Origin of the sequence: Sodalis sp. RH19, assembly GCF_047324215.1 — a bacterium.
GTDB lineage: Bacteria > Pseudomonadota > Gammaproteobacteria > Enterobacterales > Enterobacteriaceae > Acerihabitans.
On sequence record NZ_CP178734.1, the window covers coordinates 583,033 to 604,492 of the forward strand.

Genomic DNA, 21,460 nt, shown 5'->3' on the forward strand with positions numbered 1-21,460 from the left:
ATGTTGTGGCGTATGTTACGGCAGTCCTGGTGCAGGAATATCCGGCGCAAGTCCCTGGCGGTATTAACGGTGTTCCTGGCCGCCGGGTTGATTTCGGCGCTGCTGGCGGTCTCCATCGATATCGGCGACAAGATGGCGCGCGAGCTGAAATCCTATGGCGCCAATATCCTGATTGAACCGGCGGGCCAGGCGGCGCTGCCCGCGCTGTTTGGCGAGCGGGGCGCTCCCCTGTCGGGGCAGGATCTGATCGACGAGTCCGAATTGCCCAATATCAAGGATATCTTCTGGCGCAACAATATCATCGGCTTTGCGCCGCTGCTTGGCGGCGAAGTGCTGGTCAACGGCGCGCCGGTGCCGGTGCTGGGCACCTTTTTCTCGCAGCCGGTGAATGTGCCCGATGAAACGGATTTTCATACCGGGCAGCAAATTATCAGCCCCTATTGGCGGGTTACCGGTCAATATCCCCATGAACCGGTAACGCGGGAGCAGCCGCCCGAAGCGCTGGCGGGCAAGCAGCTGGCGCAGCGCCATGGCTGGCGGCCCGGCGACGTAGTGACGCTGGACGGACCGCACGGCCGGGCCAGCGTGCGCATCAGCGGCGTGCTCGCCAGCGGCGGCGATGAGGAAGGCCGTCTGGTGATGCCCCTGGCCACGGTGCAGCAACTGCTCGGCCTGCCCGGCAAAGTGCAGGCGGTACGGGTCTCGGCGCTGACGGTGCCGGAAAACGATCTTTCCCGCCGGGCCAGGGATAATCTCGACGGACTGACGGCGGAAGAATACGATCTGTGGTATTGCACCGCTTTTGTGTCGTCGATTTCCCATCAGCTGGAAGAGGCGATTTCCGGATCGGTGGTGCATCCTATCTGGCAGGTGGCGGCATCCGAAGGCGTGGTGATTGAAAAAATCCAGCTGCTGCTGGCGGTGGTCACCCTGGCGGCGCTGGCGGCATCGGCCATGGGCATCGCCTCGCTGATGACCAGCACCATTATGGAGCGCGGGCGGGAGATTGGCCTGATGAAGGCCCTCGGCGCCCGCCAGTGGCAAATTATGCTGCTGTTTTACCTGGAAGCGGTAATGAGCGGCGCCCTGGGCGGATTGCTGGGCTGCGTTGCCGGCTGGGGACTGGCGAAAGCCATCGGCCTGATGCTGTTCGGTGTGCCGCTCAGTTTTGCCTGGATTGTGGTGCCGAGCGTGCTGGTGATCGCCATCCTGATTGCCGTGATCGGCACCTGGTTCCCGGCCCGGCGCATCGCCAAACTGTATCCGGTGGAGGTGCTGTATGGCAATTAACATCGTGGCCGCGGCGCCGGGCCGGGGCGGACGGCGCGCCAAACGTCCGTCGGGACTGATGAACAATATGTTCTGGCTGCTGGTGGTGCGGGCGCTGCGGCTACGGCTGCAACGGGTGGCGGTGGTGTTCGCCGCCCTGACGGTGGGCGCGGCCATCGTGACCGCCATGGCCTCGGTCTATTTTGATATCAACGCCAAGATGAGCCAGGAGCTGCGCACCTTCGGCGCCAATTTTTACCTTGGTCCCGGCCATGGCAACAGCCTGCCGGCGGCCACACTGCAGCCGATTCTGGATCAGGCGCCCAAGGGGCTTATCAATGCGTCCAGCCCGTATTTGTACGGTATGGCCCGCACTGAACTGGAAAAAGTGGTGGTGATGGGCGTCTGGTTCGAGTCGCTGCAACAGCTGGTGCCCTATTGGCAGGTCAAGGGCGACTGGATTGGCGTCAGCTTTGACGACCGGCATGCGATGATCGGCGTGAAACTGGCCGATCGCCTGCACCTGAAGGTAGGCGATCGGGTAACCCTGGTTGACGGCCAGCAGCGCCAGAGCCTGATTATCAAGGGCGTGGTCGAAGCCGGGGACGCCACCGATAATATGCTGATCGTCAACCTGGAGCTGGCGCAGAAATGGCTGCATCAGCCCGGCGCCATCAGTAACGCCATGCTGAGCGTCAATAACGATATCGGTCAGGTGGACGCCTTTGCCGCCCGCTTGCAGCAGCAGTATCCCGACCTGGACGTGCGGCCGATCCTCAAGGTTTCCGCCTCCGAAGGCCAGGTGCTGGATAAGATCAAAGGGCTGATGGGACTGGTGTCGGCGGTGATCTTGATTTTGTCGTCGCTGTGCGTCAATACCACCCTGATGGCCATCGTCGGCGAGCGCTCGCGCGAGTTTGCCCTGCAAAAGGCGCTGGGCGCCAGCGCCGCGGATATCAGCCGGCAAATGCTGGCGGAAACCGGCATCATCGCCCTGGCGGCGGTGCTGGTGGGCAGCGTGTTCGGCTTTATACTGGCGCAGGTGCTGGGACATGCGGTGTTTAACGCCGCCATTGCCCTGCGCGCCCCTGTTTTTCCACTGACGCTGGCGTTATCCCTGCTGGTGGCGGCGGTGGCGGCCATCGTGCCGGTACGGCGTGCGCTGCATGTCGAACCGGCGCTGGTCCTGAAAGGAGAATAACCATGGCATCACCTATCCGGTTGATACAGCCGCAGCCCGCGGCGGAATATGTGATTGAGACCCGCGGCCTGTATAAACGCTTCGGCAAGGTCACGGCGCTGGATGATATCAACATCCGCATCCGCCGCGGGGAGTTCGTGGCCTTTATGGGCGCTTCCGGCTCCGGCAAGACCACCCTGATGAATATCCTCACTTGCCTGGATACCGTGAGCGAAGGCCAGGTGTTGCTGGACGGCGTCGACGCCGCCGCGCTGGACGAGGAGGGGCGGCGTAATTTCCGCGCCGACAAAATCGGCCTGGTATTCCAGCAATTCCACCTGATCCCGTTCCTGACCGCGCTGGAAAACGTCATGCTCGCGCAGCATTATCATAGCGTGGTGGATGAAGGCGCCGCCCGCGCCGTGCTCGACCGGGTCGGCCTGGGCGAACGCGTCGGCCATCTGCCCAGCCAGCTTTCCGGCGGGGAGCAGCAGCGCGTGTGTATCGCCCGGGCGCTGGTCAACGAGCCGCCGGTGATCTTCGCCGACGAGCCGACCGGCAACCTGGATGAGGAAAATGAACAACGGGTGCTGGACCTGCTGACCGATCTGCATCGCCAGGGCCGCACCATCGTTATGGTCACCCATAACCCCGAACTGGGCCGTTTCGCCGATCGTATCATCCGTTTGCAGCACGGTAAATTCCTGGGCGAGGAGCGAAATCATCATGAGCTGGCATCCCGTGGTTAGGTTGTTTTGCGCGCTGGCCCTGCTTGCCGCCCTGGCGGGATGCAAAGAGCAGCAGGTGGCCATCGGCGCGCCGGCGCCGAAACTGGCGGCGTTCGATCTCAACGGCCAGCCGGCGGCGCTCGATCAATGGCGCGGCAAGCCGGTGTACCTGACGTTTTGGTCCTCCGACTGCGGCGGCTGCGCGGCGGATATGAAACTGCTGCAAAAGCTCACCGACGTCTACGGCGATCGGCTGGTGGTGGTGGCGGTGAACACCGATCCGCAGCAGACCGATATCGCGCCTTTCCTGGCCGCGCTGCAGATCCATTATCCGGTGGTGCGCGATCAGCTGGGCATCACCAGGGAGCGTTACCAGGTGATCGGCACGCCGACGTCCTACCTGCTTAGCGCCGGGGGCACCGTGCTGGAGGCGCATCAGGGTTTGCAGGGCGAGCCGGCACTCGTCGCGATGTTCCAAAATGCACAACGGGATAAATCATGAAGAAGCTTATGCTGGGCATGTTATTACTCTGCGTCAGCGGTACGGCGCTGGCGGACGCCGCGGACGGGGCGCAAAAATATGCCCAGGGCTGCGCCGATTGTCATGGCCGCAAGGCCGACCGGGCGGCGTTCGGCAAAGCGCCGCCGCTGATAACCTTAAGCCGCGAACAGCTGGTAAGCGCGCTCACCGACCGCCGGGACGGCAAGATTGCCACCAGCGGCGCGGAGCAGCGGGCCAAGGCGGCGCTGAGCGATGGCGATATCCAGGGACTGGCGGATTATATCCGCTCCCTCGATCCGCAGGCATCGGCCGCGAAGCCGGCGGTAGCGAATTGATTTTAAGAATGATCTGCCCGTAATTGTTCGCCAGGACGCGCAATTTATGACTATAGTTAGAGTGACGGTCTTTCATCAGAACACGGAGAACAATTATGGTAACCCCGACAGATCCCATCCAACCGCATGAAACTCATGTTGATGATGACGTGCAGTTGCTGTCCGAGACGCTGGAGGAAGTGCTGGCCTATTCCGGCGACAAGGCGGATCAAAAATATGTTGAGCTAAAAACCCGTGCCGAAGCGGCGCTGGAAGAAGTTAAAAAACGCATCAGCCATGCGTCCGATAATTACTATTACCGGGCCAAACAGGCGGTTTACCGCGCCGATGACTATGTGCAGGAAAATCCCTGGCACGGTGTCGGTATCGGGGCGTCCGTCGGCCTGGTGTTCGGGCTGCTGCTGGCCCGTCGCTAAGGTTTCTGTGCCAAGTTATCCGGCTGGCGCGCTCACCAGCCGGTATTTTCCGCCGCCGCGCCGGCGGGAATGAACAAGTCATGCTATTTATTACGCCATTCATCATACTTAATGGCGCTAATCTTTCGTTTTTGCTTCCGTAAACCGTATAATCCATACTCTTAATTAGGTCTTGGGGTAGGGGTCTCTATGCTGACGTTACTCAACTCGGCGCTGCAACAGCATATTGATGCCGGCATCTCCGCTGGGCCCGGCCTGTATCAGATTGCGCTTCCCTGGACTCCCGGCAGCCATGTGCCGATGCTTGACTGGCTGCATGCCACCCCGCTGTATCCCCAATTCTACTGGCAGCATCGCGACGGCGCGCAGGAAGCGGCGGCAGGCGGCGGCCTGCGCATCTTCGATCGCCTGAGCAAGGCGCGGGACTTTATGGCGGCCCATAGCACGGCCTGGCCTGCGCTGCGCCTGTGGGGCATCAATGCCTTCGGCGGTGAAGACGATAACGACGCCGGCGATGATGACAACGGCGCCGGCCGCGGCGGCGAGCCGGAAAGCTGCCTGTTTTTGCCGCGCCTGACCTGGGAGCGCGACGGGTCGTCACACCGGCTGGTGCTGAACCTGGCAAGCGATGTTTCCCTGCGCGACGACGCCAGGCGGTGCCTGGCCTGGCTGCAGCAGGCCGCGCCCGCAGCACCCCTGGCGCCCTGGTCGGCGCAGCTGCGCGAAGAGGTGCACGAGCCGGAACACGCCCGTTGGCGAATGATGGTCTCCCAGGCCCTGGCCGCCTTTGGCCAGGGCGGATTAACCAAGGTGGTGTTGGCCCGCCGCACCCGGCTCGGCTTTAAAGGCCACCTCGACCCTCACGCCCTGATGGCGGCCAGCCGTCGGGTCAATCTCGATTGCTATCACTATATGCTGGCCTGGTCGGCGCAGCGGGCGTTTTTGGGCTCCAGTCCCGAGCGGCTTTACCTGCGGCGCCAGGAAATGCTGGATACCGAGGCGCTGGCCGGCACGGTGGCTACCCGGAGCCCCACGGCCAATGCCGGGCAACTGGCGCGCTGGCTGATGAACGATGATAAAAACCAGCGGGAAAACCTGCTGGTGGTCGACGATATTTGCCAGCGGCTGCAGGAGGCGGCGGTGACGCTCGACGTCATGCCGCCGGAGATCGTGCGGCTGCGCACCGTGCAGCATTTGCGCCGCGCCATTACTGCGCGCCTGGACTGCCGCGATGATGTCCGCTGTCTGGCCATGCTGCAGCCCACCGCCGCGGTGGCGGGGTTGCCGCGCGACGTCGCCCGCGCCTTTATCGCCCGCCACGAGCCGTTCGACCGGCAATGGTATGCGGGCTCGGCCGGCTATCTCTCGGATGCGCAGACGGAATTTTGCGTGACCCTGCGCTGCGCGCTGATGGAGCGGGAGTCGCTCTGGCTTTATGCCGGGGCAGGCATTGTCGAGGGATCGGATGCGGATCGGGAATGGCAGGAAGTGAACAACAAGGCCGCCGGGCTCAGGACCCTGTTTACCGGCGACCAAGCCGTCGCGCCGAATTAAGGGAATCCGGTTCTATATCAACATCCCGCGGCTGAAACAAAATATAATGCCGGAGCCGTTATTGATCGGCATCCGCGCCGCCGGGGTTATCCGCCGATCACGCATGGGTTCAGACGCGCACTGACAGAAGGTTCCATGACTACATCCGTTTTGCCAGACATGTCTTCACAATTTAACCGGCGCTGGGCCAGGGTGCTGCTGGAAACCCTCACCCGCCATGGGGTAGGGCATATCTGTATCGCGCCCGGCTCACGCTCCACCCCCCTGACCCTGGCGGCGGCGGAACATCCGTCCATCCTGTGCCATACCCATTTCGACGAGCGCGGGCTGGGGCATCTGGCCCTCGGCCTGGCCAAGGCGGCGCGCGGGCCGGTGGCGGTGATCGTTACGTCCGGCACCGCGGCGGCCAATCTGTACCCGGCGGTGATCGAAGCCAGCCTGACCGGGGAAAAGCTGATTATGCTGACCGCCGATCGGCCGCCGGAGCTTATCGACTGCGGCGCCAACCAGGCTATCCGCCAGCCGGGACTGTTTGCCGGTTTTGCCGTCCAGCGCGTGGATCTGCCGCGCCCGACGCCGGATATCCCTGCGCGCTGGCTGGTTTCCACCCTGGATCGGGCGCTGGCGGACCCGGCGCCGGGCGCGGTGCATATTAACTGCCCGTTCGCTGAACCGCTCTATGGCCCAGACGAAAACGGCGACGACGCCTGGTCGCGCGCGCTCGGCGACTGGTGGCAGGACGCCGGCCCCTGGCTGGCGCTTCCGCTGCCCGTCGCGCCCGCCGCCGCGCCGGACTGGGCGCAGTGGCGCACGCGTAAAGGGGTGGTGATTGCCGGGCGCATCCCCTGCGAACAGGGAGCGCGCCTGGCGGCATGGGCGGCCGCGCTCGGCTGGCCGCTGATTGGCGATGTGCTGTCGCAGACCGGCCAGCCGCTGCCTTATGCCGATCTCTGGCTGGCCCATCCCGAGGCGCGTCGGGTGCTGGATCAGGCTGAGTTGGTGATCCAGTTCGGCGGCAGCCTGACCGGTAAACGGCTGCTGCAATGGCAGGAGCAGTGCCGCCCGGCGGAGTACTGGCTGGTCGACCCGCTGCCGGGCCGCCTCGATCCGGCCCATCACCGGGGGCGGCGCATCAGTGCGCCCATCGGCGCGTGGCTTGGCGATCATCCCGCGCGCACGCAGGCTCCCTGGGCCCCTGAACTGGCCGGATTCGCCGCGCTGGCGCGGGATCGCATCCGGGCGGCGCTTGCCGACGGCCTGGGCGAAGCCCAGCTGGCCTGCCATCTTAACGATCTGCTGCCCGCGGGCGGCGCGCTGTTTCTGGGCAACAGCCTGACGATACGGCTGGTGGATGCGCTGGCCCAACTGCCGGCGGGTTACCCGGTATATGGTAACCGTGGGGCCAGCGGCATCGACGGCCTGCTGGCCACCGCCGCCGGCGTACAGCGCGCCAGCGACCGGCCGCTGCTTGCGCTGGTGGGCGATCTATCGGCGCTTTACGACCTGAATGCCCTGGCGCTGTTTCGTCATACCACGGCGCCGGTGGTGATCGTGGTCATCAATAATAACGGCGGCCAGATTTTTTCGTTATTGCCGACGCCGGAAGCGGTGCGCGAGCGTTTTTACGTGATGCCGCAGCAGGTGGAGTTTCGCCACGCGGCGGCGCTGTTCGGGTTGGATTACCTGCGGCCCGGGAACGCCGCTGAACTGCGCGACTGCGTTCAGCGCGCCTGGCGCCGGCCTGGGGGCGGGGCGGCCACGCTGCTGGAGCTGGCGGTGCCGCCCCGGGAGGGCGCGGATGTTTTTCGCCAATTGGTGGCCGGGATGGCCAGGCCATGAACCGCCATGCTCCGCTGCCGCCTGCGGCAATCGGCATTCCCGTCGGGCCGGGGAAGGGCGCCGGCTGGACGGTAAGCCGCCTGCGCCGGGGCGATCCCGGCCGGCCGTGGCTGGTCTGGCTGCACGGCCTGCTGGGCAGCGGCGACGACTGGTCGCCGGTACTGCCTTATTTCAGCGACTGGTCCCTGGCGACGCTCAACCTGCCGGGGCATGGGCCCGATGCGGGCGCTGCCCGTGCGCCGGCGTGCGCGCTTCACCGCGAGCAGGCGGCTGATGGCGGCGCCCCGCGACAGACGGCCGGGCTGGACTTTGCCGCGGTGTCCGCCGGGCTTGCGCATACGCTGGCCGCGCTGGGCATCACCCGCTATATTCTTATCGGTTATTCCCTGGGCGGGCGCATTGCGCTCTACCATGCCTGCCGGGGACGGTGTGGCGCGGGTAATATCCCCGGCGCCGCCGGCGCGAACGGTCAAGAGGGGCTGTGCGGACTGTTTGTCGAAGGCGCCCATCCCGGCCTGGCGCACCGGCGGGAGCGCGCGGACCGTCTGCGCCACGACGGCCTGTGGGCACGGCGCTTCAGCCGGCAGCCGATAACCGCGGTACTGGCCGACTGGTACCGCCAGCCGGTGTTCGGCGATTTGTCCGACGACGCGCGCCGGCAGCTGGTCGCGTTGCGCGCCGCCAATGACGGCGCGGCTGTCGCCGCCATGCTCCTGGCCACCTCGCTGGCGCGGCAGCCCGATCTGGCGGCGCGGTTGCGCGCGCTGGACCTGCCGTTCGGTTACCTGTGCGGCGAACACGACGGCAAATTTACCGCCCTGGCCCGTGGGGCGGCATTGCCCCTGGTCCCGGTGCCCGGCGCCGGCCACAATGCCCACCGGGCCAACCCGCCGGCTTTTGCCGGCCAACTGCTCACCCTGCTAGCTCCGTTTCATTAAAGGAATGTTTTATGCTTAAACCCAGCGAAGAACAGTGGTACGCCCCTATCGATTGGCGCGATTGCAGCGGCGATTTCGAGGATATCCGCTATCATAAGTCCGCCGACGGCATCGCCCGGATTACCATCAACCGGCCCCAGGTACGTAATGCGTTCCGGCCGCTGACGGTCAAAGAAATGATCCAGGCCATGGCCGACGCCCGTTACGACGAAGGCATCGGCGTGATTATTCTTACCGGCGAAGGGGATAAGGCGTTCTGTTCCGGCGGCGACCAGAAGGTGCGCGGCGACTACGGCGGTTATAAGGACGACAGCGGCGTGCATCATCTTAACGTGCTGGACTTCCAGCGCCAGATCCGCACCTGCCCGAAACCGGTGGTGGCGATGGTGGCGGGTTTCGCCATCGGCGGCGGCCATGTGCTGCACATGATGTGCGACCTGACCCTGGCGGCGGACAATGCGGTATTCGGCCAGACCGGGCCTAAAGTCGGCTCCTTCGACGGCGGCTGGGGCGCGGCCTATATGGCGCGCATCGTCGGCCAGAAAAAAGCCCGGGAAATCTGGTTCCTTTGCCGGCAGTACGATGCGCGGCAGGCGCTGGACATGGGGCTGGTCAATACTGTTGTGCCGCTGGCCGACCTGGAGAAGGAAACCGTACGCTGGTGCCGGGAAATGCTGCAGAACAGTCCGATGGCGCTGCGCTGCCTGAAGGCCGCGCTGAATGCGGACTGTGACGGCCAGGCGGGGCTGCAGGAGCTGGCGGGCAACGCCACCATGCTGTTTTACATGACGGAGGAAGGGCAGGAAGGGCGCAATGCGTTCGTTGAGAAACGCCAGCCCGACTTCAGCAAATTCAAGCGGAACCCCTGATGCGCAGCGCAACGATCTACCGCTACAGCCTGCCGATGGAAGCCGGCGTGGTGCTGCGCAACCAGCGCCTGAAAAGCCGTGACGGCCTGGTGGTGCGGCTGGAGTGCGACGGCCGTGATGGCCTGGGGGAAATCGCGCCGCTGCCCGGCTTCAGCCGCGAAACGCTGATCGAGGCGGAGGCGTCGGCGCTGGAGCTGCTGCGGCGCTGGGTCGACGGCGAGGACGCGGCGGCGGACGGCGGCGGTCTGGCGTTGGCTTCCGGCCCCGCGGCGCCGTCGGTGGCGTTCGGCATCAGCATGGCCCTGGCCGAGCTGGCGGGTGAACTGCCCGACGCGGCGCCTTATCAGACCGTGCCGCTGTGCACCGGCGATCCCGATAGGCTGATACCGATGCTCGCGGCGTTGCCCGGCAGGAAGATTGCCAAGATCAAGGTCGGCATGTATGAAGCGATCCGCGACGCCGTCATGGTCAACCTGCTGCTGGAAGCGGTGCCGGATCTGCATGTGCGGCTGGACGCCAACCGCAGCTGGACCCCGGCCAAGGCCGCCGGCTTTGCCCGCTATCTGGACCCCTCCCTTATCGCGCGTATCGATTTTCTGGAAGAACCCTGCGCCACGCCGGCGCAATCGCTGGCCTTTGCCCGCGATACCGGCATCGCCATTGCCTGGGATGAAAGCCTGCGCGAGCCGGATTTTCAACTCCGCGCCCAGCAGGGCGTGGCGGCGGCGGTCATCAAACCCACGCTCACCGGCAGCCTGGCGCGCTGTCGCGCGTTGGTTGCCCAGGCGCACCGGGAGGGACTGACGGCGGTTATCAGTTCGGCCATCGAGTCCAGCCTGGGCCTGACGCAGCTTTCGCGCCTGGCCGCCTGGCTGACGCCGGGTATCCAGCCCGGCCTGGATACCCTTACGCTGATGCGTTCGCAGCTGATCCGTCCCTGGTCCGGCAGCCCGCTGCCGTTATGCACCGCCGGGCAACTCTCTCAAACACGACTGGAGCCGACGGCCCGCCGCCTTTAAGGCAATCTCCGGACCGGCTTACTATGAAGATGCAATCATGATGACTTTCGCTACCTGGCCCTGGCACCATTGGGCGCAGCAGACGCCGCACAGTATTGCGCTGCGCGCCGACGACGCCGACTGGAGCTGGCGCAACCTGGTGATGCGCGTCGACCAGCTGGCCGCCGCCTGGCAGCGGGCGGGCGTCACGGTGGGCTGTGGAGTGGCGTTGCGCGGTAAAAACAGCCTGGATCTGCTGCTGGCGTATCTGGCCGCGCTGCAATGCGGCGCGCGGGTTCTTCCCCTGAATCCCCTGCTGCCGGCCGAACTGCTGGCGCAGCGCCTGCCGACGCTGAATATGGATTTCGGCTGGTGCGCGCGCGGCCTGCCCTGGCCCGGGACCATCGCGCCGTTAACGATAATCGACGCCGACTCCGCCGTCGCCGCCGCGCCGCTGGTGTCCTGGCAGGTTAACCGGCTGGCGACCCTGACGCTGACTTCCGGTTCCAGCGGCCTGCCCAAGGCGGCGGCCCATACCTACGCCGCGCATCTGGCCAGCGCCCGGGGCGTCACGCGGCTGATGGCTTTCCAGAACCGCCATCGCTGGCTGTTGTCGCTGCCGCTGTGCCATGTTTCCGGGCAAGGCATCGTCTGGCGCTGGCTGGCGGTGGGCGCCACGCTGGCGCTGGCCCGGGACCAGCCGCTGGAACGGGCGCTGGCCGGATGCACCCACGCCTCGCTGGTGCCGACGCAACTGTGGCGTCTGCTGCAGGGTGACCCGGCGCGGCTTAGCCTGCAGGATGTGCTGCTGGGCGGCGCGATGATCCCCCTTGACCTGACCCGCCGGGCGGAAGCGCTCGGCGTGCGCTGCTGGTGCGGCTACGGCCTGACGGAGTTTGCCTCCACCGTCTGCGCCAAGCGCGCCGATGCCTCGGGCGGCGTCGGTTCGCCCCTGGACGGCCGCGAACTGCGGCTGGTGGACGGTGAAGTGTGGCTGCGCGGCAGCAGCATGGCCGCGGGTTACTGGCAGCAGGGCCGGTTGCTGAAGCTGGCCGATGACGACGGCTGGTTTCATACCCGCGACGGCGGCCGGTTTGTCGACGGCGAACTGCATATCAGCGGCCGGCTGGATAATGTCTTTTTTTGCGGCGGCGAAGGGGTGCAGCCGGAGGATATCGAACGCATCCTGGCCGCCCATCCCGCCGTGCGCCAGTCGTTTGTGGTGCCGGTGGACGACGGGGAGTACGGCCAGCGGCCGGTGGCGGTGCTGGAGGCCGATGCGCCTTTTCCCGAGCTGCGCGCCTGGCTGGAGCCGCAGCTGGCGCCGTGGCAGCGCCCGATCGCCTATCTTGCCCTGCGCCAGGTGCTGCCGGACAAGCTGGACGCCGGCGGCATAAAAATCCCGCGCAGCCAGCTTACCCGGCTGGCGCAGGCGCAATTCGCGTTAAATCCCTAAAGAAAGGTTGTGTTTGTCGGTCCGGCTTTCTAAAGTGGCGGTATAAAGATGAGAGGAGAGAAGCATGCTTAGGGTAGAAATGCTGTGCACCGGCGACGAAGTGCTGCATGGACAGATTCTCGATACCAATGCGGCCTGGCTGGCGAACTATTTGTTTGAGCAGGGGCTGCCGATGAGCGCGCGCATGACCGTAGGCGACAACCTCTCCGCCTTGGTGGCGGCGCTGACCGAGCGCAGCCTGCGCGCCGATATCATGATCGTCAACGGCGGCCTGGGGCCGACCAGCGACGATCTCAGCGCGCTGGCCGCCGCCACCGCCACCGGCGAGGAACTGATCGAACATCCCGAATGGCTGGCGAAAATCGAAGCCTTTTTCGCCGAACGCGGCCGGGTGATGGCGCCGAGCAACCGCAAGCAGGCGCAAATTCCCGCCAATGCCGAGATGATCGATAATCCGGTGGGCACCGCCTGCGGTTTTGCCCTGCAGCTTAACCGCTGCCTGATGTTTTTTACTCCCGGCGTGCCGTCGGAGTTCAAGGTGATGGTCGAGCAGCAAATCGTGCCGCGCCTGCGCGAACGTTTCGATCTGCCGGATCCGCCGCTGTGCCTGCGTCTCACCACCTTCGGCCGTGCGGAAAGCGAGCTGGCGAGCCAGCTTGACGACATGACGCTGCCGGAAGAGGTGGTGCTGGGCTACCGATCCTCAATGCCGATTATCGAATTAAAACTGACCGGCCCGGCCCATGAGCGCGACGCCATGGAATTGGCCTGGCAAAAAGTGCGCGCGGTGGCCGGTGAAAGCGCTATTTTTGAAGGTACCGACGATCTGCCGACCCAGCTGGCGCAACGTCTGCATCAGCGTCCGCTGACCCTGGCCATCGGCGAACGTTTTACCGCCGGACTGCTGACCTGGCAATGCCAGAGCGCGGGCATGCCGGTCAAGGGCGGCGAATGGCTGGAGGCCCCCGGCCCTGAGATCGCCGGTACTGCCGATGGCGACACCTTCTCCGGGCACCTAAGCGCGGCGGATGCCCCCCCGGCCCACGACGCCCAGTCGCTTTTGCGAAAGCTGGCCCGGCAGGCGCAAGGGCTGGCGGCGCGTCACGGCACGCAGCTTGCGCTGGTGGTCGGCGATATGGCGCAGGACAGCCTGAGCCTGGCGCTGCACACGCCGGACGGCGATTACGCCCAAACGGTGGTGTTCGCCGTCAGCATACAGCGCCACGGCCTGAAAACCCGCCAGGAAATGGTGTCGCTGATGGCGCTGAATATGCTCAGACGTTGGCTGAACGGCTGGCCGGTCTACGGCGAGCACGGCTGGATACGCATCGCCGCAACCCTGGCGTAAGCGCCGCGGGCGGTAATCGGCATCACGGCGGGCCTCCGGTCTGGCGTTAACGTCGGACCAGGCACACCCCGGCTGCTCTCCCCCGTCAAGGCGTGGCTGTAATCACGGTTGCGCAGGCGATGCGCACAGCCGCCCAACGAGGTAATCGACGAAGCAACGCACCCTGGCCGGTGTGTGCGCTCCGCCCACGAATACCGCATGCACCTCCTCACCATCGCCGGGATTGAACGCGTCGAGGATAGGCACGAGCCTGCCTGCCTGGATGGCGTCTGCCACCGTCTCGGCGCAAACACGCGCGATCCCGATCCCTTCGAGGGCCAGTTGGCCTTCCGTATCGCCATTATTCGTTTCCACGCAGCCCGTGATCGGCAATGAATAATCGCGGCCGTCTTTGCGAAACGGCCACGTTGGCGCGGCGCGTTTGAAGTTGAAGCCAATACAATCGTGATGGTAGAGATCCTCCGGAACCGCCGGCGTGCCGCGACGTGCGAGATAGTCCGGAGACGCCACGATGACCTTATGGGTGACGCCAAGCCGGCGGGCGGTAAGCAGTCCGTCGGGCAGCGGCCCCAGCCGCACTGCAACGTCCGCCTGGCCCGCGGCGATGTCCACGACGGCGTCGGTGGCAATGATTTCCAGCAGGATGCCGGGGTATTGCTGCATGAACGCGCGAAGAAGCGGTACGACGAACATTTTTCCATACTGCAGCGACAGACAAATCCGCAGACGCCCCCTGGGGGAACTCTGATTCGCAATGGACTGCTCGGTTTCCTTCAGATCCGCGATGATGCGCCGGGCAGACGCCAGATAAGTCATGCCCTCGGGCGTGAGTATCAGCGAGCGCGTGGTTCGCAGCAGCAGGCGAACGCCAAGCCGTGCTTCGATGCGGTCGATGACCCGCGCGATTGAAGACGGCGCCACCTTCAGCCGGCGTCCCGCCGCCGAAAAACCGCCTTCCTCCGCGACGAGCACGAAGATTTCCAGATCGCCGGCCAGGGCCATAAATACCACCTGTGCGTTTTACGCAAAAGAATTGAGCAAATTCATAGCATAGACGTCCGCATGGCGTGAGTCTATCTTTGCATAAGGGAGTGCAATGCCTTTTAACCGTGGCCGCTGCGGTTGAAGCTCAACGCTATCCCCATCTCTGTGCAATCTACGGCACCCATGAGGAGAGGACTATGGTTTCACCTTACCAGATACATATTCCTGACCAGCGGCTCGCCGCGATCAGGGCGAAAGTCGAAGGTTATGACTGGCATTTGCTGGCGGATGCGGGCGGTTGGTCGGCGGGCGTCGGCATCGGCGACCTCAAACGGCTCGTCGCCTACTGGCGGGACAGCTATCAGTGGCGCGAGGTGGAGCGGCGCATCAACCAGCTCCCCAATTTCACGACGGTTGTCGAAGGCGAGCATATCCATTTCGTCCATGTGAAGGGAGACGGGTCCAAGCCCCCCGTACTCCTCCTGCACGGCTGGCCGGGCTCGTATCTGGAGTTCGAGCGGCTGCTGGCGCCGCTTGCCGCCGATGGGCACGATGTCATCGTTCCCTCGCTCCCAGGCTTTGCCTTCTCGAACCCCATCACCGGCGTTATCGGGCCGCGCCGGTCGGCCGAGCTTATGCACGGGCTGATGACGCGCTTGTTCGGCCAGGCGCGCTACTTCGTCCAAGGGGGCGATTGGGGGGCGCATATCGCCAGCTGGCTGGCTCACGTGCGGCCGGACGCGCTGCTCGGTTTCCATATCAATATGGTGAGCATCTTCGCCGGGGATAGCGTTCCCACCACGCCGGAGGAAAAGGATCTGTTCTCCCGCCGCGCCGCGATCCTCGATTGGGAGACGGGCTATAATCACGAGCAGGAGACGCGCCCGCAGACACTGGGCGTCGCGCTGGCCGACAGCCCGGTCGGCGCGGCCGGCTGGATACTCGAAAAATTCGGTAAATGGTCGGATCTGCCGACGACGGCCGACGGCGGTCCGGACATCTGGAGCACATACTCGGAAGAGGAGTTGCTCACCAATATCATGCTGTATATCGCGACGCCGGCGGCGGTCACGGCAATGTGGATTTACCATGGCAAGCGCCTGGAAGGCGCGGATCGGTTCCCGGCCGGAACCCGCGTCCAGGCGCCGATGGGCGTCGCGGCGTTTCCCGATCCCGTCTTTCTGCCGACGCCACGCTCGTTTGCCGAAAAGACCTACAATATCGTGCATTGGACGGACATGGAGAGGGGCGGCCATTTCGCCGCGCTGGAACAGCCGGATCTGATGTTGGCGGACCTGCGCGCGTTCATCGCCACGGTGTTGGCCGCGCGCTGATAAGGCGCGGCGGCTTCGTCTCCGGGGTGCCGCAGCGCCTTTACGTCCCAGGGCTTCAATGCCAGCGCCGGCAACGGCCCTGTTTTAACGCGACTGAGTATCCCCGGCGGGGCGGAGCGGGGCGGCAAAATCCTCCGCATCCACATCATAACCCGACGGTTCCCAGCGAATCGTCAACAGCGCCGCCAGTCCGGCCAGCGGCGCGATGGCAATCACCCAGAACACGCCGGTATTCAGCAATGCCGCCAAGACCGGAAACAGGAACAGTGAAACGGTGGAGCTGGCGCGCATCAGCGTCTGGTTAAATCCTACCCCAACGCCGCGCAGCGAGGTCGGATAACTTAACGACGCGAAGGTCATGCTGTGCGAACCGGGGCCGATGCCCTGACCGAATAAAAACAGCGCCAGCATGGCGATAGCCAGTCCCGCGTGCAGCCCGTCGGCCGGCCGGCCGATCAGCGCCAGGCCGATAAGCGCCGCCAGCTGGAAGGCATACCCCAGCACCGTCATGTTCCAGGCGCCGAAACGCGGCACCCAGCGCACCGCTATCAGCCCGCCGACAAACGCAAACAGCAGGTTCAGCGCCAGCGACGCCAGAATCGTGGTCAGCATGGACTGCGCCAGGAAACTGCTGATGATCACCGGCAGGCCGAACGCCACGGCGTTATAGGCAAAAGACGAGGCCACGGCGATAATGGTCGCCAGCACGGTGCGCTTAAGGTAAATGCCTTTGAGCAGTTCGCCGTAATTGCGAAAACGCGCGCGGCGCGCGGGTACGGCGGCCGGGCCCTTGCCGGCGTCCGCCGCCACCCGGGCGTTAATGCCGTAGGAGCGCCTGAGGATGCGCGCCGCGCCGGCCAGATCGCCCTGATTGGCCGCCCATACCGGCGACTCGCTCATATATTTGCTGCGAATGGCGATGATAAACAGCGCCGGCACGGCGCCGAAACCCAATATCAGGCGCCATAGCCAATCGGTATACCCCGCGGGCAGCACGCCGTATAGCAGCAGCACCAGCAGGTACGACACGCTGATGGCGGCATACCAGGTGGGGCACCACATGGCGATGCTGGCCGCCTTGTTGCCCCGTCCCTGCAAACGGGAAAACTCCGCCAGGAAGGCCATGGCCACCGGCAAATCAATGCCGACCCCCAGCCCCATCACAAACCGCGCCCCGGCCAGCACCCACTCGTTGGGCGCAAAGGCGCAGGCCAGCGCGGCGATGACAAAAAAGAACATATCCGCCATAAACACCCGGTAGCGGCCGATTTTATCGGTCAGGTAACCGCCGAAAAACGCGCCGACGATAGCGCCGAAGGTGATTGCCGAGGCCACCATGCCGGTGCCGGCCGGCGTCAGGTTAAACTCGCGGGTAATATCCTTGACCCCAAAGGCCAGCGCCCCCAGATCGTAGGCGTCGAGGAACACGCCGCCCAGCGCAATGCCGATAATGATGCCGGCATGATTGCGTTTTTGCGTACCGGCGTTGACCAGTTGGGAGATATCAGCGGCGCTCTTGATAAATACCGGATCGCCTTCGGGCGCCATATCGGCGTCCAGCGTCGCGGTGTGGGCGGTACTCAGGAGTAGGGACATAGCGTGCTTATTGATTAAATCGAAAAGGTAAGGCGCAGCATACCCAGCGGCCGGCCCCAGGGAAAGGCCGAAAAGTTATAACTTAATACAAAATAATAGGTTGCACGCTGCTGGTGCAACCCGCGGCGGCATTACAGCTCCAGTTCGATATCCGCCACGGGCAGGCAGCAGCAGGGCAGGATCTCGCCGGGCCGGATAAACGCCAGCGGAGCATGCTGATATTGTACCTGCCCCTGCGCCAGGCGCAGGCGACAGGCGCCGCAATAACCCGAGCGGCACTGGGATTCCACCGGCACCTGGTGCGCTTCCAGCGCGTCCAGCAGCGAACCGTGGCGGCTCTCGCAGGCCAGGCGCGTCCCATCGCGGCGCAGCGTGATCATAGGCAGGGGCAGGGACACGGCGGCTTACAGCTGAAAGTCGCTAAGGTCGTCGGCGTTGACCTCGGAGTCAATCTGGCCGACAAGATAGGAGCTCACCTCCACCTCCTGCGGCGCCACCTGTACGTTATCGGACACCAGCCAGGTATTGATCCAGGGGATGGGATTGGAGCGGGTGGCGAACGGCAGTTCCAGGCCCACCGCCTGCATGCGGATATTGGTAATATAATCCACATACTGGCACAGGATATCCTTGTTCAGCCCGATCATCGAGCCGTCGCGGAACAGATAGCTGGCCCACTCCTTTTCCTGCTCCGCCGCCAGCACAAACAGGTCGTAGCATGCCTGCTGGCATTCTTTGGCGATCTCGGCCATTTCCGGGTCATCCTCGCCGGAACGCAGCAGGTTCAGCATATGCTGGGTGCCGGTCAGATGCAGGGCCTCGTCGCGGGCGATCAGGCGGATAATCTTGGCGTTGCCTTCCATCAGCTCGCGCTCGGCGAACGCAAAGGAGCAGGCGAAGCTGACGTAAAACCGCACCGCCTCCAGGGCATTGACGCTCATCAGGCACAGATACAGCTTTTTCTTCAGCTCGCGCAGGTTCACCGTCACTTCCCGGCCGTTCACCTGATGGGTGCCGACGCCCAGCAGATGGTAATAGCCGGTCAGCTCGATCAGATCGTCGTAGTACCCCGAAATATCCTTGGCCCGCTTGAGGATCTCCTCGTTGGTGACGATATCGTCGAACACCAGCGACGGATCGTTGACGATATTGCGGATGATATGGGTATAGGACCGGGAATGGATGGTTTCCGAAAAGGCCCAGGTTTCCACCCAGGTCTCCAGCTCGGGAATGGAGATCAGCGGCAGCAGCGCCACGTTGGGGCTGCGTCCCTGGATGGAGTCGAGCAGGGTCTGGTATTTCAGGTTGCTGAGGAAAATATGCTTTTCATGCTCCGGCAGCGCCTGGAAATCGATACGATCGCGCGATACGTCCACTTCTTCCGGCCGCCAGAAGAAGGAGAGCTGTTTTTCAATCAGCTTTTCGAAAATATCGTATTTTTGCTGGTCGTAACGCGCCACGTTAACGTTCTGGCCGAAGAACATCGGCTCGAGCAGCTGGTTGTTTTTATGCTGTGAAAATGTGGTATAGGCCATGGTCACTCCTGTTACCCACGGACGGCGCCAGCGCCGCCCGCGGCCGGTGTTAAATCTTACAGGCGCCGCTTTCGCAATCGTCGGTCTCGGCGGCGGCCTGCATATCTTCCTGCGCATCTTCGGCGCCATCGCGGGTATTTTGATAATACAGCGTCTTGACGCCGAACTTATACGCGGTCAGCAAATCTTTCAGCAACTGCTTCATCGGCACTTTACCCGCCGGGAAACGGGACGGATCGTAGTTGGTATTGGCCGAAATCGCCTGGTCGACAAACTTCTGCATGACGCCCACCAGATGCAGGTAACCGTCGTTGTTGGGCATTTCCCATAACAGTTCATAGGCGTCCTTCAGCCGGTTGGACTCCGGCACCACCTGGCGCAGGATGCCGTCCTTGGAGGCCTTGATGCTGACATAACCGCGCGGCGGCTCAATGCCGTTGGTGGCGTTGGAAATCTGCGACGACGTCTCGGAGGGCATCAGCGCCGAGAGGGTGGAGTTGCGCAGGCCGTGCCGCTGAATATCGGCGCGCAGGGTTTCCCAGTCATAATGCAGCGGCTCGCTGCAAATGGCGTCGAGATCCTTTTTATAGGTATCGATGGGCAGGATGCCCTGGGCGTAGGTGGTTTCGTTAAACCACGGACAGGCGCCGCGCTCCTGCGCCAGTTCGTTGGATGCCTTCAGCAGGTAATACTGGATGGCTTCGAACGTACGGTGCGTCAGGTTATTGGCGCTGCCGTCGGAATAGCGCACGCCGTTTTTCGCCAGGTAATAGGCGTAGTTGATCACGCCCACGCCCAGCGTGCGCCGGCCCATGGCGCCGCGCTGCGCGGCCGGGATCGGATAGTCCTGGTAATCGAGCAGGGCGTCGAGCGCGCGCACCGCAAGCGTCGCCAGCTCTTTCAGGTCATCCAGGCTGTCCAGGGCGCCCAGGTTAAACGCCGACAGGGTGCACAGCGCGATTTCCCCGCTTTCGTCGTTAACGTCTTCCAGCGGTTTGGTCGGCAGGGCGATTTCCAGGCACAGGTTGGACTGGCGGATCGGCGCCACGGACGCGTCGAACGGGCTGTGGGTATTACAATGGTCCACGTGCTGGATATAGATGCGGCCGGTGGAGGCGCGTTCCTGCATCATCAACGAGAACAGATCCACCGCCTTGACGCGCTGCTTGCGGATACTGTCGTCCTGCTCATACCGGGTATACAGCCGTTCAAACTCTTCCTGGTCGGCAAAAAAAGCGTCATACAGCCCCGGCACGTCGGACGGGCTGAACAGAGTGATGTCCTCGCCCTTGACCAGGCGCTGGTACATCAGCTTGTTAATCTGTACGCCGTAGTCCATATGGCGCACGCGGTTGCCTTCCACCCCGCGGTTGTTTTTCAATACCAGCAGGCTTTCCACCTCAAGATGCCACATCGGGTAAAACAAGGTGGCCGCGCCGCCGCGCACGCCGCCCTGGGAACAGGACTTCACCGCGGTCTGGAAGTGTTTATAAAACGGCACGCAGCCGGTATGGAAGGCTTCGCCGCCGCGGATCGGGCTGCCCAGCGCCCGGATGCGGCCCGCGTTGATGCCGATGCCGGCGCGCTGCGAGACATATTTGACGATGGCGCTGGAGGTGGCGTTGATGGAATCCAGGCTGTCGCCGCACTCAATCAGCACGCAGGAGCTGAACTGGCGGGTCGGGGTGCGCACGCCGGACATGATGGGCGTCGGCAGCGAGATCTTAAAGGTGGAAATGGCGTCGTAAAAACGTTTCACATAGTCCAGGCGGGTGGCGCGGTCATAACCCGAGAACAGGCAGGCCGCCACCAGGATATACAGGAACTGCGCGCTTTCGTAGATCTGGCCGCTGACCCGGTTTTGCACCAGGTATTTGCCTTCCAGCTGTTTCACCGCCGCATAGGAAAAATTCATATCGCGCCAGTGGTCGATAAAGCCGTCCATCAGGGCAAACTCTTCGGCGCTGTAGTCTTCCAGCAGATGGCGGTCGTATTTGCCCATTTCCACCAGCCGGGTGACGTGATCGTACAGCTTCGGCGGCTCAAACTGGCCGTAGGCTTTTTTACGCAGGTGGAATACCGCCAGGCGGGCGGCCAGGTACTGATAATCCGGGGCATCGCGGGAAATGAGATCCGCCGCCGCCTTGATAATGGTTTCATGGATATCGGCGGTTTTGATGCCGTCGTAAAACTGGATATGGGAGCGGAGCTCGACCTGGGAAACCGAGACGTTTTCCAGGCCTTCCGCCGCCCAGTCGATCACGCGGTGGATCTTGTCGAGGTTGATTTTTTCTTTACTGCCGTCGCGTTTTGTAACAAGCAGACTCTGGTTCATAAGCCGCAATACCTGTCTGAGTGACCCCGGGCTTTATGCTCGCGCATAAGAAAAATAGTGTCTCCCGTTGCGGTAAAACACTATATATAGGGTTTTTCGTTAATTTGATAACAAGATAGTGACAAACCGCAGCCAATGCAAGGGACTAAAACGCCCAATTTTGTGGATAACTTGGGGGTGAAATGTTAACGGATTATTTAAAGCGCTATTTCACCGGCGCTTAGCGCATGTCAATGGCCGGCGA

19 protein-coding genes are annotated in these 21,460 nt (G+C 63.6%); 14 read left to right on the top strand and 5 right to left on the bottom strand.

Annotation, left to right across the window (positions count from 1 at the left end; translation table 11 throughout):
- The 13 genes from ACL2XF_RS02730 (at window position 1) to ACL2XF_RS02790 (ending at window position 13,432) form a co-directional block, all read left to right on the top strand.
- Window positions 1-1,290 carry an ABC transporter permease gene (locus ACL2XF_RS02730; protein WP_410014219.1) on the top strand — a complete coding sequence of 430 codons (1,290 nt, stop codon included), beginning with the start codon at window positions 1-3 and terminating at the stop codon, window positions 1,288-1,290.
- Between the two features lie 67 nt (window positions 1,291-1,357).
- On the top strand, window positions 1,358-2,470 hold the full coding sequence (locus ACL2XF_RS02735) for an ABC transporter permease (RefSeq protein ID WP_413723473.1): 1,113 nt from the start codon (window positions 1,358-1,360) through the stop codon (window positions 2,468-2,470).
- Window positions 2,471-2,472: 2 nt separating this feature from the next.
- Window positions 2,473-3,198: an ABC transporter ATP-binding protein gene (locus tag ACL2XF_RS02740; RefSeq protein WP_413723332.1), complete on the top strand. Its 726-nt coding sequence runs from the start codon at window positions 2,473-2,475 to the stop codon at window positions 3,196-3,198.
- The gene (locus ACL2XF_RS02745) at window positions 3,176-3,679 is read left to right on the top strand and encodes a TlpA family protein disulfide reductase (protein WP_410014221.1); all 504 of its coding nucleotides are present in this window, start codon (window positions 3,176-3,178) and stop codon (window positions 3,677-3,679) included. Before ACL2XF_RS02740 ends, ACL2XF_RS02745 begins: the two co-directional genes overlap by 23 nt.
- Window positions 3,676-4,014, top strand: coding sequence for a c-type cytochrome (locus ACL2XF_RS02750; RefSeq protein ID WP_410014222.1), 339 nt, complete (start codon window positions 3,676-3,678; stop codon window positions 4,012-4,014). Before ACL2XF_RS02745 ends, ACL2XF_RS02750 begins: the two co-directional genes overlap by 4 nt.
- A 95-nt stretch (window positions 4,015-4,109) precedes the next feature.
- Window positions 4,110-4,430: a stress response protein ElaB gene (elaB, locus tag ACL2XF_RS02755; protein WP_410014223.1), complete on the top strand. Its 321-nt coding sequence runs from the start codon at window positions 4,110-4,112 to the stop codon at window positions 4,428-4,430.
- 189 nt (window positions 4,431-4,619) lie between these two features.
- Window positions 4,620-5,984, top strand: coding sequence for an isochorismate synthase MenF (gene menF / locus ACL2XF_RS02760; RefSeq protein ID WP_410014224.1), 1,365 nt, complete (start codon window positions 4,620-4,622; stop codon window positions 5,982-5,984).
- A 135-nt stretch (window positions 5,985-6,119) separates the two neighbouring features.
- The gene (menD, locus tag ACL2XF_RS02765) at window positions 6,120-7,823 is read left to right on the top strand and encodes a 2-succinyl-5-enolpyruvyl-6-hydroxy-3-cyclohexene-1-carboxylic-acid synthase (RefSeq protein WP_413727948.1); all 1,704 of its coding nucleotides are present in this window, start codon (window positions 6,120-6,122) and stop codon (window positions 7,821-7,823) included.
- The gene (menH, locus tag ACL2XF_RS02770) at window positions 7,820-8,761 is read left to right on the top strand and encodes a 2-succinyl-6-hydroxy-2,4-cyclohexadiene-1-carboxylate synthase (RefSeq protein ID WP_413727949.1); all 942 of its coding nucleotides are present in this window, start codon (window positions 7,820-7,822) and stop codon (window positions 8,759-8,761) included. Before menD ends, menH begins: the two co-directional genes overlap by 4 nt.
- Window positions 8,762-8,772: 11 nt before the next feature.
- Window positions 8,773-9,630 (top strand): 1,4-dihydroxy-2-naphthoyl-CoA synthase, encoded by an 858-nt coding sequence (menB, locus tag ACL2XF_RS02775; RefSeq protein WP_413727951.1) that lies wholly within the window; start codon window positions 8,773-8,775, stop codon window positions 9,628-9,630.
- On the top strand, window positions 9,630-10,649 hold the full coding sequence (gene menC, locus ACL2XF_RS02780) for an o-succinylbenzoate synthase (protein ID WP_410014228.1): 1,020 nt from the start codon (window positions 9,630-9,632) through the stop codon (window positions 10,647-10,649). Before menB ends, menC begins: the two co-directional genes overlap by 1 nt.
- A 37-nt stretch (window positions 10,650-10,686) precedes the next feature.
- A complete protein-coding gene (gene menE, locus ACL2XF_RS02785) occupies window positions 10,687-12,084 on the top strand; it encodes an o-succinylbenzoate--CoA ligase (protein WP_413727952.1) in 1,398 nt (465 codons plus the stop codon).
- Between the two features lie 64 nt (window positions 12,085-12,148).
- Window positions 12,149-13,432, top strand: a complete 1,284-nt coding sequence (locus tag ACL2XF_RS02790) for a nicotinamide mononucleotide deamidase-related protein YfaY (RefSeq protein ID WP_413723326.1) — start codon at window positions 12,149-12,151, stop codon at window positions 13,430-13,432.
- 102 nt (window positions 13,433-13,534) lie between these two features.
- On the opposite strand, the gene ACL2XF_RS02795 is transcribed toward ACL2XF_RS02790, so the two are convergent.
- Complete coding sequence (locus ACL2XF_RS02795) at window positions 13,535-14,434, bottom strand: LysR family transcriptional regulator (protein WP_410014231.1); 900 nt, start codon at window positions 14,432-14,434, stop codon at window positions 13,535-13,537.
- 179 nt (window positions 14,435-14,613) lie between these two features.
- On the opposite strand from ACL2XF_RS02795, the gene ACL2XF_RS02800 reads away from it, so the two are divergent.
- Window positions 14,614-15,750: an epoxide hydrolase family protein gene (locus ACL2XF_RS02800; protein ID WP_410014232.1), complete on the top strand. Its 1,137-nt coding sequence runs from the start codon at window positions 14,614-14,616 to the stop codon at window positions 15,748-15,750.
- 84 nt (window positions 15,751-15,834) lie between these two features.
- Here the strand turns inward: ACL2XF_RS02800 and ACL2XF_RS02805 are convergent, their stop codons facing one another.
- The 4 genes from ACL2XF_RS02805 to nrdA all read right to left on the bottom strand — a co-directional run bounded on the left by ACL2XF_RS02805 (window position 15,835) and on the right by nrdA (window position 21,216).
- Window positions 15,835-17,346 (bottom strand): MFS transporter, encoded by a 1,512-nt coding sequence (locus ACL2XF_RS02805; RefSeq protein WP_410014233.1) that lies wholly within the window; start codon window positions 17,344-17,346, stop codon window positions 15,835-15,837.
- Window positions 17,347-17,477: 131 nt separating this feature from the next.
- Window positions 17,478-17,738, bottom strand: coding sequence for a class I ribonucleotide reductase maintenance protein YfaE (gene yfaE / locus ACL2XF_RS02810; protein ID WP_410016766.1), 261 nt, complete (start codon window positions 17,736-17,738; stop codon window positions 17,478-17,480).
- A 12-nt stretch (window positions 17,739-17,750) separates the two neighbouring features.
- Window positions 17,751-18,881, bottom strand: a complete 1,131-nt coding sequence (gene nrdB, locus ACL2XF_RS02815) for a class Ia ribonucleoside-diphosphate reductase subunit beta (RefSeq protein WP_413723324.1) — start codon at window positions 18,879-18,881, stop codon at window positions 17,751-17,753.
- A 49-nt stretch (window positions 18,882-18,930) separates the two neighbouring features.
- Entirely contained in the window at window positions 18,931-21,216 is a 2,286-nt protein-coding gene (gene nrdA / locus ACL2XF_RS02820; RefSeq protein ID WP_410014235.1) for a class 1a ribonucleoside-diphosphate reductase subunit alpha, read from the bottom strand.
- Window positions 21,217-21,460: the final 244 nt, after the last annotated feature.